Genomic DNA, 12,998 nt, shown 5'->3' with positions numbered 1-12,998 from the left:
CTACCCCCGCTCAGCGTCCCAGACGCCCGCGCACCATGCCCACGAGGGAGTTGAGTTCCTCGATACGCATCCGGCGGGCCGCCACGAAGAACACCCCGAGCAGGATCACACCGCCGCCGAGCACCGAGGCCAGCGAGCCGAGCACGCCCTGTCCGAGGGTCTGGGCGATGCCGTAGCAGGCGGCCCCACTGAGCAGGGCGGCGGGCACCGAGGCGATGCCGAGCCGGGCATAGGTGCGCAGCACCCGCGCCCCGTCGAGGTCGCCGCCGAGCCGCTTGCGCAGCCGCCGCCAGGCCACGCCCACACCGACGCCGTACGCGACACCGTAGGCGAGAGCCATGCCGGTCACGGCCCAGCGGGCGGGCAGCGTGACGAAGCAGACCACGGAGACGCCCGCGTTGAAGGCGGCCACGATGACGGTGTTGTAGAAGGGGGTGCGGGTGTCCTCGTACGCGTAGAAGGCGCGGAGGACGACGTACTGCACCGAGTAGGGGATCAGGCCGAGGCCGAACGCCATCAGCATGTAGCCCATGTTGGTGGACTCGCCGATGCCCGACGAGCCGAAGATCAGCGTGCAGATCGGGATGCCCAGCGCCAGGAAGCCGAACGCGATCGGCACGATGGCGACGGCGGTCGTCCGCAGGCCCTGCGAGATGTCGTCGCGTACCGCGCCCGCGTCGTGCTCGGCGGCCGACCGCGAGATGCGCGGCAGCAGCGCGGCCATCAGGGACACCGTGATGATCGCCTGCGGCAGACCCCAGATCAGCTGCGCGTTGGCGTACGCGGCGAAGCCGGTGCCCTTGGTGCCCAGGTGCTCCGACGTCTTGCCCGCGGCGGTGGAGAGCTGGGACACGACCATCGCACCGGCCTGGTTGGCCAGGACGAACAGCAGCGTCCACTTGGCCAGCATCGCGGCCTTGCCCAGGCCGTGGCCGCGCCAGTCGAAGCGCAGCCGGATGCGGAAGCCGGTCTCGCGGAGGTACGGGATCATCGCCAGGGCCTGCACGACCAGGCCGAGCAGCACGCCCACGCCCAGCAGGCGCTGGCCCTGCGGCGGGATCGTGGCGACGGTCAGGTGCGAGTTCGCGGCGCTGCCGTAGACCCAGATGAAGGTGCCCAGCGTGATGATGATGACGATGTTGTTCAGGACGGGCGTCCACATCATCGCGCCGAACTTGCCGCGCGCGTTGAGGATCTGACCCATCACCACATGGATGCCCATGAAGAAGATCGAGGGCAGGAAGTAGCGGGTGAACGTGATGGCCACGCCGCTCGCCTGCGGGTTGGTGGCGACCGAGTCCGACAGCAGCCGCACCAGCAGCGGCGCCGCGTACACCGCGAGACCGGTCAGCGCGGCCAGTGCCACCATCACGAGGGTCAGCAGCCGGTTGGCGAACGCCTCGCCGCCGTCGTCGTCCTCCTTCATGGCCCGGACGAGCTGCGGGACGAAGACCGAGTTGAGGCCGCCGCCGACGGTGAGGATGTAGATCATCGTCGGAAGCTGGTAGGCCACCTGGAAGGAGTCGCCCAGCACACCCAGGCCGAGCGCCGAGACGATCAGCGCCGACCGGACGAAACCGGTGAGTCGGGACACCATCGTGCCCGCCGCCATGACGGCGCTGGACTTCAGCAGCCCCGAAGCCTTGCCGCCCTTCTTCCCCGCCGGAGCGGGTGCGAGCGGCTCGGCGGTGGCGGTGGCCGCCGCGGGTTCCGGAGCCCCGGCCGGTGCCCCCGCCGGAGCGGGTACCGGCGTCTGCCCGCCGTGTCCGGGCGCGGGCGGCCCGGCGGAGAACGGGGTGCCGGGGTGGCGCTGGGCGTGGCTGGGCGGTCCCTGCGGCTGCTGCGGGGCGGGATACGGCGCGACGGACGGTCCCGGCACGCCCGGCGCGTCCAGGGGCGCCGGGCCGGTGCTCTGCTGCTGGTCCCGGAAGAGGTGGGCGAAGGCGTCGGGCTCGTGGTACTCCTCGCCCGAGTGCGAGACGAGGTCGTCCACGCCCACGAACCGGGTGGTGCGCGGGTTGTCGCCGTAGGGCAGATACGGGGCGGTGCCGCCGTCGGGCTCCGGCGGCGGGGTCTGCGCCCACACGCGGGGGTCCGGTGCGTTCGGCGTCGGGTCGGGGGTGCCGTACAGCGGCTGCCCGTGCGCGCCCGGAGGCGGCGGGGGGTGCGCGGCGCGGTCGTAGAGCGCCTCGGCGACCGGGTCCTGGGCGGAGAGGTCCCCCGCGCGGTAGGGGTCCTGGTCGTAGGCGTCCTGGAGGTACATGTCCGCCGCGGGCTGCGGGGGTACCTGGCCGGGCTCCGGCTGCGGCTCGGGGTGGCCCGGGCCGGCGGCACCCTGGCCGCGATCACCGTCGTACGGCGCGTTCATGGTTACCCCACCTCATCGTTCCGGGCCACACCGGCCACGACTTCGCTCAACGGTCCACTCTCTCACCCGTCCCGGACGGGTCGGCGCTTTCCGGTGCGGTGTCCGGCGCAGGGTCACTCGGCTGGTCCGAGCGGGGCTCCGCCCCGGCGGGCCCGTCGCTCTCCTGCGGGAGACGCTCGCCGGGTGCGTCCGGGTTCCCCTCGCCGTCACCGCCGTCACCGCTGTCCGCCGCGGCCGGGCTGTCCGGGCCGTCCTCCCCGGCCTGGCGGGCCGCCGCGCGCTTGCGGTGCGTGTACATCCGGAATCCGGCCAGGACCAGCAGCAGGACGCCGCCGCCGATGACGAGCATCACGGTCGGCGTGACCTCGGTGACCGTGACGTCGAAGCTGACGGCGGAGCCGTACTCCTGCCCGTCCTCGGTGAACAGCTGGGCGACGACCGCGGTGCGGCCGTTGGCGTTGGCCGTGGTGGTGAACTTCACCGACTGGCTGTGGCCGCCGGAGATGTCCACGCGCTGCTCGTAGTAGGCCTTGCCGCCGACCTTCAGACGGGTCGGCTGCGTCGAGCTGAGCCGCAGTACCAGATGCTCGACGGGCTGCACGAGGTTGTTCTGCACGGTCACTGGGATGGTGGCGCTGCGTCCGGAGAGCTTGGTCTCCGACTTGTCGATCAGCTTGACCTGCTGGGACAGGTCGTCGAGCCAGTCCTCCACATCACCCCGGAAGCCGGTGGCCGCCGAGGCGTGGCCGCGCCACGAGGTGGACATCTCGCGGTTTATGGCCCTGCCGAACGGGGTGACCACGCGGGACTGGTCGCTGAGGATCACCTTGAAGTTGTCGAGCTTGTCCTGGGTGTTGGCGATCGTCACGAACGCCGAGCGGGGCAGCTCCTGCTTGCGCAGCGAGGACGGGTAAGCCGACGTGGACGGGATGCGGGTGCTGGCGGCGGGGTCGGGCTTGGCCTTCGCGGCGGCCGTCAGGTTCTGCGCCTCCGACCAGGTGGAGCCCTGGAGGGCCTTGAGGGCCGTCGCCATCGCCCGTGCCTGGCTCGCCGTCGGCATCCGCTGCGGGGCGACGACGATGCTGCGCTGCTTGTCGGTCTGGGCGTTCACTTCCAGGCTCTGGGCCAGGAACTCCTGCTCGGCCAGGGTCGTGGCGTCCGCCTTGGTCAGGTCGCCCTCGAACGCCGTGGACATGCGCGCGTCGGCCACCACCGCCGTCGTGCCGCCGCCCACCGGACGGGCGGCGGACGGGGTGTAGGTGAGGCCGGGGCTCTCCTGGAGGCTGTCGCTGCGGGCGATGACCCGGTCGGCCCCCGCCGACGTGGCCACCTTCATGATCGACGGGTCCACCGCCCCGTCCACGGGCCAGGCGAAGTCGGTGCTCGGGGTGACGTGCAGCACCGTCTTCACCGTGAGGGCGGCGACATCGGTGGCGTCCTTGAGGTGGCTGAGCGAGCCCGTGACGCTGGTGCCGTTGTGCGCGAGGGAGGCGAGGTCCGGATCGCCGAACGGCAGCGCGACGACCTCCTTGCCCGCCACGGCCTTCTGGAGGTCGGCCAGCCACTTCTTGGCCAGTGCCCGGTTCGCCGCGCTGCCCGCCGTGGTGGTGCCGTCCGGGCCCTGGACGCGGTAGCTGTCGGCCATCGCGTCCACGGACGCCAGCAGGTCCGGGTCGATGACCCAGGTGACGTCCAGATCCTTGCCGAGCGCCAGCATCTGCTGGAGACGGCCGCCGGGCGCGAGGTCCTTGGCCAGGTCGTCGTTGAGGAAGACGGGGGTCTGCAACTCGCCCGCGCCCGTGCGGGCCGTCATGTGGACCGGGGAGATCAGCGGCCACAGGAAGGTGGTCTTCGTCTTCGTGTCGGCCTCGGAGGGCTGCCACGGCAGGAACGTGCGCTCGATGCCGAGCGTCTGGTCCCAGGGCTGCGCGGACGTACGCCCGGCCAGGGTGACGCCGAACTCGTAGACGCCGTCCGCGCCGAGGTCGAGCTTGTCCACCGGGACGGAGACGCTGAAGTGCTCTCCGACACCGGGCACCAGCTTGGCGAACTTCTGCTCGTACTTCGCGTCGATCGCGTCGCCGGACGGGCCCTGGAGGTCGTGCGGGTGCCGGGAGACGCCGTCGATCGCGGACCGGGTGTTCAGCAGCGGGCCGACCCGCAGTCCGACGTGGGCGTCGGTCACGGTCTGCTTGCCGTGGTTGGTGACCGTGCCGGACACCTTCAGGGTGTCCCCGTCGGTCGGGGCGCTCGGGGTGAGCGAGTCCAGCGCGACCGAGACCTGATCGGAGGCGGCCGCCTGGTCCGAGGCGGCGGCCTCGGCGGGACCGGCCGCGGGCAGCTGCAGCAGACCGGCCAGCAGGGGCGCCCCGGCGAGCAGTGTGCCGGTGCGCCGGACCCACCGCCGCACGGAGGAGGCACTGGTCGCTTGGAAGTCAGCCGCCTCGGCCACGCGCTGTCCGTCCCTCGTCGTCGTCAGTGGTCGTCGGAATGTGCGTCCACGCATGGTAACGAGGCTCGCTGAAGGGAAGTGCCGCGGCGTCGGTCACAAGATCGGCAACGGCCGCAGGTCGTCCTCTCTGTCCAGTATCGGGAGGAGAGCGGTCCGACTGCCGTAAACACCAGGGCCCGCAGGGGTATGGCCCGAGCTGTCCGGGCCCGCTCACCGAGGCGGCCAGGGGTGTCCCAGGGCACGTAGTCTCTTCTGTTGTGCCGAATTCCCACGATGACAATCCCTCCGCGCTGAACGAGGCGCAGCAACGCGCTGTGAGCGAGCTGCTACGGGTCGCCCCCGTCGCCGACGATCTCGCCCGCCGCTTCCAGGAGGCCGGTTTCTCGCTCGCGCTGGTGGGCGGATCGGTCCGGGACGCGTTGCTCGGCCGCCTCGGCAACGACTTGGACTTCACGACGGACGCCCGCCCCGAGGACGTCCTGAAGATCGTGCGGCCCTGGGCCGACGCCGTATGGGAGGTGGGCATCGCCTTCGGCACGGTCGGCGCGCACAAGGGCGGCTACCAGATCGAGGTCACCACCTACCGGTCCGAGGCGTACGACCGCACCTCGCGCAAGCCCGAGGTGTCCTACGGCGACTCCATCGAGGAGGACCTCGTCCGCCGTGACTTCACGGTGAACGCGATGGCCGTGGCACTGCCGGAGAAGGACTTCGTGGACCCGCACGGTGGCCTGGAGGACCTGGCCGCCCGGGTGCTGCGCACGCCCGGCACCCCCGAGGATTCGTTCTCGGACGACCCGCTGCGGATGATGCGCGCCGCCCGGTTCGCCGCCCAGCTCGATTTCGAGGTCGCCCCCGAGGTCGTCACCGCGATGACCGACATGGCCGCACGGATCGAGATCGTCTCGGCGGAGCGCGTACGGGACGAGCTGAACAAGCTGATCCTCTCCGCCCACCCGCGCAAGGGCCTGACCCTGCTGGTGGACACCGGACTCGCCGGTCACGTCCTGCCCGAGCTGCCCGCCCTGCGGCTGGAGAGCGACGAGCACCACCGGCACAAGGACGTCTACGACCACACGCTGATCGTGCTGGAGCAGGCGATCGCGCTGGAGCAGGAGGGCCCCGACCTGGTACTGCGGCTCTCCGCGCTGCTCCATGACATCGGCAAGCCGCGCACGCGCCGCTTCGAGGAGGACGGCCGGGTCTCCTTCCACCACCACGAGATGGTGGGCGCGAAGATGACCAAGAAGCGCATGACGGCGCTGAAGTACTCCAACGATCTGGTCAAGGACGTCTCGCGGCTGGTCGAACTGCACCTCCGCTTCCACGGCTACGGAGCCGGGGAGTGGACGGACTCCGCGGTGCGCCGGTACGTCCGGGACGCGGGCCCGCTGCTGGAGCGCCTCCACAAGCTGACCCGCTCCGACTGCACCACCCGGAACAAGCGCAAGGCGGCCACGCTCGCCCGGGCCTACGACGGGCTGGAGGAGCGGATCGCGCAGCTCCAGGAGCAGGAGGAGCTGGACGCGATCCGCCCCGACCTGGACGGCAACCAGATCATGCAGATCCTGGGTGTCACCCCCGGACCGGTGATCGGCCAGGCGTACAAGCACCTGCTGGAGCTGCGCCTGGAGCACGGGCCGATGGAGTACGACGCCGCGGTGGCCGCTCTCAAGGAGTGGTGGGCCGCGCAGAACTGAGCCGCGGGCGTCGATGTTTCACGTGAAACACGAGAGCGCGCGGACTACCGAGGGGGCGATGTTTCACGTGAAACATCGCCCTTCTCGCTCTCCTGGACCGTCCGGCGGCCGGACATCAGGACGGCGACCGTGCCGTAGGCGAGGGCGACCAGTACGACCAGGGCCACCGAGCGGCCGTCCGGCGGGAGCATCAGCGCGGCCACTCCGGCGGCGCCGACGAAAGCGACGTTGAAGAGGACGTCGTAGACGGAGAAGATCCGGCCCCGGAAGTCGTCGGCGATGGACTCCTGCACGATCGTGTCCGTCGCGATCTTCGCGCCCTGTGTCACCAGTCCCAGGACGAAGGCGGCGGCCATCAGGGGCGCTGTTGCGAACCAGAGGCCGAGCACCGGTTCCAGGGCCGCCGCCGCACCGGCGCAGACGACGATCCAGCGGATGGGGCCCAGCCGTCCGGCCGTCCCCGGTGTCACCACGGCGGCGACGAAGAATCCGGCCCCGGACACCGCCAGCGCAAGTCCCAGCAGCCGCAGACCTTCCTCCGGCGTGCCGGAGAGCGCGTACCTGCACAGCATCAGCAGCAGGACGAGCAGGGCGCCGTAGCAGAAGCGCATCAGCGTCATCGCGCCCAGCGCTCGCACGGCGTCCCGGCGCCGGGGCTCGCTGAGGTGCCGTACGGCGGCGAGCAGATCCCGCGCGGTGCCCGCGACGGCGTCCCGCAGACGTGGCTGCACCGGGCGGTGGTCGGGGCCGAGCAGAGCGACCGGCAGGGTCAGTGAGGTGAGCGCGGCGGCCAGGTAGAGCAGTGCGCCGAGCAGTACCACGGCCGCGTCGGAGCCCGAGGAGAGGAGCCGCACGGCGAAGGCGAGGCCGCCTCCGGCGGTCGCCGCGAGCGTGCCCGCGGTCGGGGAGAGGGAGTTGGCGATGACGAGCCGTCCGGAGTCCACGACGCGGGGCAGCGAGGCGGACAGTCCGGCGAGGACGAAGCGGTTGACGGCCGTGACGCACAGGGCGGAGAGGTAGAACAGCCAGTCCGGGACCCCGCTGACCATCAGCACGGCGGTTCCGGCGGCGAGCAGGGCGCGCAGCAGATTGCCGTGGACGAACACCTGACGGCGTCGCCAGCGGTCCAGCAGAACACCGGCGAAGGGGCCGACCAGGGAGTAGGGGAGCAGCAGGACGGCCATCGCGGAGGCGACCGATGCCGCCGAGGACTGCTCCTCCGGGGAGAACACCACATAGGCGGCGAGCGCGACCTGGAAGACGCCGTCGGCGCCCTGGGAGAGCAGGCGGACGGTCAGCAGGCGCCGGAAATCACGGAGGCTCAGCAGGACCCGCAGGTCGCGGACGACGGGCATGGGGCACAGCCTCACATATGCGGAGGGTCCTCGGGTCCGGTGGACCCGAGGACCCTCACTGCCCTGGCAGGAGCGTTCTCAGCGAACTGACGCGCGGCGCCGGTGAGCGGCGCGCCGTGCCGGGTGGAGCGGGCGCGGAGCCTGGCGGCTAGCGCTCGACGTCACCGCGAATGAACTTCTCGACGTTCTCGCGGGCCTCGTCGTCGAAGTACTGCACCGGCGGGGACTTCATGAAGTACGAGGACGCGGAGAGGATGGGGCCGCCGATGCCCCGGTCCTTGGCGATCTTCGCGGCGCGCAGGGCGTCGATGATGACACCGGCGGAGTTCGGGGAGTCCCAGACCTCCAGCTTGTACTCCAGGTTCAGCGGGACGTCGCCGAAGGCGCGGCCTTCGAGGCGGACATAGGCCCACTTGCGGTCGTCGAGCCAGGCGACGTAGTCGGACGGGCCGATGTGGACGTTCTTCTCGCCGAGGTCCCGGTCGGGGATCTGGGAGGTGACGGCCTGGGTCTTGGAGATCTTCTTGGACTCCAGCCGGTCGCGCTCCAGCATGTTCTTGAAGTCCATGTTGCCGCCGACGTTCAGCTGCATCGTGCGGTCCAGGACGACACCGCGGTCCTCGAACAGCTTCGCCATGACGCGGTGCGTGATGGTGGCGCCGACCTGGGACTTGATGTCGTCACCGACGATCGGTACACCGGCCTCGGTGAACTTGTCCGCCCACTCCTTGGTACCGGCGATGAAGACCGGGAGGGCGTTGACGAAGGCGACCTTGGCGTCGATGGCGGCCTGGGCGTAGAACTTCGCCGCGTCCTCGGAGCCGACGGGCAGGTAGCAGACCAGGACATCGACCCGCTGGTCCTTCAGGACCTTGACGACATCGACCGGCTCGGCCTCGGACTCCTCGATGGTCAGGCGGTAGTACTTGCCGAGGCCGTCGAGGGTGTGGCCGCGCTGCACGGTGACGCCGGTGGAGGGCACGTCGCAGATCTTGATGGTGTTGTTCTCGGAGGCGCCGATCGCGTCCGCCAGGTCGAGGCCGACCTTCTTCGCATCGACGTCGAACGCGGCGACGAACTCGACGTCACGCACGTGGTAGTCACCGAACTGCACATGCATCAGACCGGGGACCTTGGACGCCGCGTCGGCATCCTTGTAGTACTCGACTCCCTGCACCAGCGACGCGGCGCAGTTGCCCACACCGACGATCGCTACGCGAACCGAACCCATTCCGGTTGCTCCCTGTGTGTACGAGTGAGGCCCCGAGCGGGCTTCACGTGGTGGTGTCGCCGGGCGGATCCGTCCGGGGGCCGTCCCCCGGGCGGGGCAGGCCGCCCGTCGCTCCAGATGTGTCCTGCTGAGCCGCGCTCCGGGACTCGGGACCACCCAGGTCCCGGCCCGCCCGCTCGCTCTCGATCAGCTCGTTCAGCCAGCGCACTTCGCGCTCCACGGACTCCATTCCGTGGCGCTGGAGTTCGAGCGTGTAGTCGTCGAGCCGCTCCCGGGTGCGGACCAGCGAGGCGCGCATCTTCTCCAGGCGTTCCTCCAGGCGGCTGCGCCGCCCCTCCAGGACGCGCATGCGCACGTCCCGTGAGGTCTGGCCGAAGAACGCGAACCTGGCCGCGAAGTGCTCGTCCTCGTACGCGTCGGGACCGGTCTGCGAGAGCAGATCCTCGAAGTGCTCCTTACCTTCCGCCGTCAACCGGTAGACGATCTTGGCGCGGCGGCCGGTGAGCGGAGCGGCGAGAGGGTCTTCCTGGGTGTTGCCCGGTTCCTCGATCAACCAGCCGCTGGCGACCAGCGTCTTGAGGCAGGGGTAGAGCGTTCCGTAACTGAACGCTCGGAACACACCCAGTGAAGTGTTGAGTCGTTTGCGCAGCTCGTAGCCGTGCATGGGGGACTCGCGCAGCAGTCCGAGGACGGCGAACTCGAGGATGCCGGATCGTCGGCTCATGAGCTGCTCCTTCCGGTCCGCCGCGTCTTTATCTCGCACTGATGTATCGACTCGATACATCAAGACGATAGAACGGCCTCCACTCCGCGACAAGAGGGGGCACGGTGAACGGGATCACATCACTGATTCGTTGCAGGCAACTTGCCTGATTTGGGGTGAACTTCGGAGCTCGGCGGGTTTTGGCGGTGCGTAGTCTGTGCGGCATGCACACCACCGGGAACCGAGCGACGCCCGGGGGGCGTCCCCGGCCCGGGTGCTGTACGGGTGAATGCGCGACCGACCACATCCGTATTTCGGGGGGACCGGAAAACAGCCGCCGTTCCAGGCGCCCACGGGTGCGCCTGCCCGAGGAGTAATCGTTCGATGAGCGAGCACCGTCGCAAAGCGCCGCAGTCGCAGGAAGGCGGACGTGCCGCGGCCCGACGCGGCCAGTCCGGACCGTCCTCCGGCCACCGCGCGGCACCGCGAGGCGCCACCGGGTCCGCTGCCGGCTCCACCGAGTCGGACTCCTACGGCCCCGGAGGCGACCAGCGCCCCTACGGAGGCCGGGCCGAGGCCCGCCGGGCGGCGCAGAAGGGGGGCCGCCGCAGAGGGGCCGACCCCACGGGTCCGGGAGGCCGCAGCGGGCCCGGCGGCCCGAACGGTCCAGGACGCGGCCGTGCCGCCGCGGGCCCCGGTCGGAAGCGGATCATCGACTATCCGCGCCACGGCAAGTACGGCTGGCGCCGCTGGGTGCCGTCGTGGCGGCTGACGAGCGGCATGTTCATCGGCTTCCTCGGCAGCCTCGTCGCGGTGGCGGGCATCGGGTACGCCACGGTGAACGTCCCGGACGTCGCCAAGACGGCCAGCGCGCAGAACAACGTCTTCTACTGGTCCGACAACACCCCGATGGTCGCCACCGGCGGTGAGGTGAACCGGCAGATCGTCAACTACGAGCAGATTCCCAAGGAGATGCGCTACGCCGTCATCTCGCAGGAGAACAAGTCCTTCGAGACGGACAGCGGCGTCGATCCGATGGGCATCGCGCGCGCGATGTTCAACATGGCACGCGGCGGCCAGGTGCAGGGCGGCTCCACCATCACCCAGCAGTACGTGAAGAACGCGATGCTGGACGACCAGGCGCAGACCCTCTCCCGCAAGTTCACCGAGATCTTCGTCTCGATCAAGGTCGGCGCGACCAAGAGCAAGCCGGAGATCATGGCCGGCTACCTCAACTCGGCCTACTTCGGCCGGGGCGCCTACGGCATCCAGGCCGCCGCCCGCGCGTACTTCAACACGGACGCCGACAAGCTGGACCCGGGTCAGTGCGCCTTCCTCGCGGCGATGCTGAAGGGCGCCACGTACTACGACCCGGCGGGCGCCGAGTCGCTCGACCCGATCGCCACTCCGGAGGCGAACCGGAGGCGGGCCGACATCCAGATGCAGGACACGCTGGACAAGATGGTGCAGTACGGCCATCTCGACCAGGCCGAGCGCGCCAAGTACACGTCGCTCCCCAAGGTGCAGAACCCCAGGTCGAACAGTCGGCTGAGCGGCCAGGTCGGTTACCTCGTGGACCTCGCCAAGTCGTATCTGGTCCACAACAGCGACACGACCAAGATCACCGCCGACCGGTTGCAGCAGGGCGGACTGCGCATCTACACGACGTTCGACAAGAAGAAGGTCGGACAGCTGGAGAACGCGGTCAAGAACGTCCGCAAGAAGAACATCGACGCCTCGGCCCGTCCGGACAAGGACTCCTACGTCCAGTTTGGCGGCGCCTCCGTGGAACCCAAGACGGGTGCCATCAAGGCGATCTACGGCGGTGAGGACGCCACCAAGCACTTCACCGACAACGCCGACGCGACCGGCGCCCAGGTGGGTTCCACGTTCAAGCCGTTCGTGCTCGCGGCAGCGATGAAGTGGGGGGTCCGCAACCCCGACCTCAGTCCCGAACAGGCACAGGACGAGCGGACCCCGGCCTCGTGGAAGAGCCTGTACAGCGGTCAGAACAAGCTCAAGATCCAGAAATACGACGGCACGGTCTGGACCGACAAGGACAACAAGGAGTGGCTCCAGACCAACGACGGCAACGAGTCGGTCGGCACCGCGCCCGACTACAAGATCGACCTGCGTGAGGCCATGCGGCTGTCGGTCAACTCCGTCTACGTCCAGCTCGGTATGGACGTCGGTCTGGACAAGGTCGAGCAGACCGCGATCGACGCGGGCATCCTCAAGTCCAGTCTGGCCAGCTCGAATTTCCCGTCGTTCTCCATCGGCACCTCCGACCCCAGTGCCATCCGCATGGCCGGTGCCTACGGGACCTTCGCCACCAGCGGCACCCAGAACGACCCGTACTCCGTGGAGAAGGTGGATGACGCGACCGGTCCGGTCTTCCGGCACCAGGCGGCGGGCAAGGACGTCTTCAAGCCCGAGGTGGCGGACAACGTCACCGACGTGCTGAAGACCGTGGTGGACAAGGGCACCGGCACCGCGGCCCGCCTGCCGGGCCGCCAGGTGGCGGGCAAGACCGGCACCACCGACGGCAACAAGTCGGCCTGGTTCGTCGGGTACACCCGCCAGCTGTCCACCGCGATCAGCATGTTCCGCCTCGACGACAACGCCAAGAACAAGAACCGCAAGTTCCTGAAGATGTTCGGCACGGGCGGCCAGGAGAAGATCCACGGCGCCTCGTTCCCGGCCGAGATCTGGCACGACTACATGGCCGAGGCGATGCGGGGCCAGCCCGCCCTGCCGTTCCCGGCGCCCGCGCCGATCGGCAAGGCGCTCAACGTCCCGACCGCGCCGCCCACTCCCACCGCGCCGCCGAGCCAGAGCACGACGCCGACCCCCACTCCGACGCCGAGCCAGACGACCACCTCTCCGACACCGACGGTCAGCCAGTCCTGCCAGTTCGGCTGGGGCGGTCTGGACTGCGGTGAGGACGGCGGCACCGGCAACGCCGACGGTGGCGCCAACGGCGGTCCCGGAGCGCCGCCCACTCCGAGCACCACGGAGACCACCGAGCCGGGGGCCAACCGGGGCAACGGCAACGGAGGCAACGGCAACGGCGGCAATGGAGGAGGCATCTTCTCCGGCGCCCAGGGATAGCCGCCCCGGCCGCCCGGTGGGTGGCCCTATGAGCCGGTACGCGTGTTTCACGTGAAACATGGGCCGTCGCACCCGCGA

7 protein-coding genes are annotated in these 12,998 nt (G+C 70.0%); 2 read left to right on the top strand and 5 right to left on the bottom strand.

From position 1 onward, the window contains the following. Positions 1-10: 10 nt before the first annotated feature. A complete protein-coding gene (murJ, locus tag KUM39_RS10705) occupies positions 11-2,368 on the bottom strand; it encodes a murein biosynthesis integral membrane protein MurJ (protein WP_217785243.1) in 2,358 nt (785 codons plus the stop codon). A 46-nt stretch (positions 2,369-2,414) separates the two neighbouring features. Then, positions 2,415-4,820, bottom strand: a complete 2,406-nt coding sequence (locus KUM39_RS10700) for a DUF6049 family protein (protein ID WP_217785242.1) — start codon at positions 4,818-4,820, stop codon at positions 2,415-2,417. 257 nt (positions 4,821-5,077) lie between these two features. Between KUM39_RS10700 and KUM39_RS10695 the strand changes: the two genes are divergently transcribed. Beyond that, on the top strand, positions 5,078-6,520 hold the full coding sequence (locus tag KUM39_RS10695; RefSeq protein WP_217785241.1) for a CCA tRNA nucleotidyltransferase: 1,443 nt from the start codon (positions 5,078-5,080) through the stop codon (positions 6,518-6,520). 44 nt (positions 6,521-6,564) lie between these two features. On the opposite strand, the gene KUM39_RS10690 is transcribed toward KUM39_RS10695, so the two are convergent. From KUM39_RS10690 to KUM39_RS10680, 3 genes are all read right to left on the bottom strand, one after another. After that, positions 6,565-7,875 (bottom strand): MFS transporter, encoded by a 1,311-nt coding sequence (locus KUM39_RS10690; RefSeq protein ID WP_217785240.1) that lies wholly within the window; start codon positions 7,873-7,875, stop codon positions 6,565-6,567. Between the two features lie 148 nt (positions 7,876-8,023). Beyond that, complete coding sequence (locus KUM39_RS10685; protein ID WP_217785239.1) at positions 8,024-9,106, bottom strand: inositol-3-phosphate synthase; 1,083 nt, start codon at positions 9,104-9,106, stop codon at positions 8,024-8,026. 43 nt (positions 9,107-9,149) lie between these two features. Continuing rightward, on the bottom strand, positions 9,150-9,830 hold the full coding sequence (locus KUM39_RS10680) for a PadR family transcriptional regulator (protein ID WP_217785238.1): 681 nt from the start codon (positions 9,828-9,830) through the stop codon (positions 9,150-9,152). A 363-nt stretch (positions 9,831-10,193) separates the two neighbouring features. Here KUM39_RS10680 and KUM39_RS10675 point away from each other — a divergent pair, with 363 nt between their 5' ends. Continuing rightward, on the top strand, positions 10,194-12,920 hold the full coding sequence (locus KUM39_RS10675; RefSeq protein ID WP_217785237.1) for a transglycosylase domain-containing protein: 2,727 nt from the start codon (positions 10,194-10,196) through the stop codon (positions 12,918-12,920). The last annotated feature ends 78 nt before the right edge of the window (positions 12,921-12,998 follow it).

The sequence above is a fragment of the Streptomyces corallincola genome, assembly GCF_019104725.1.
Taxonomy (GTDB): Bacteria; Actinomycetota; Actinomycetes; order Streptomycetales; family Streptomycetaceae; genus Streptomyces; species Streptomyces corallincola.
Note: the sequence above shows the minus strand (reverse complement) of the source record. Positions and strands in the feature narration are given on the sequence as shown.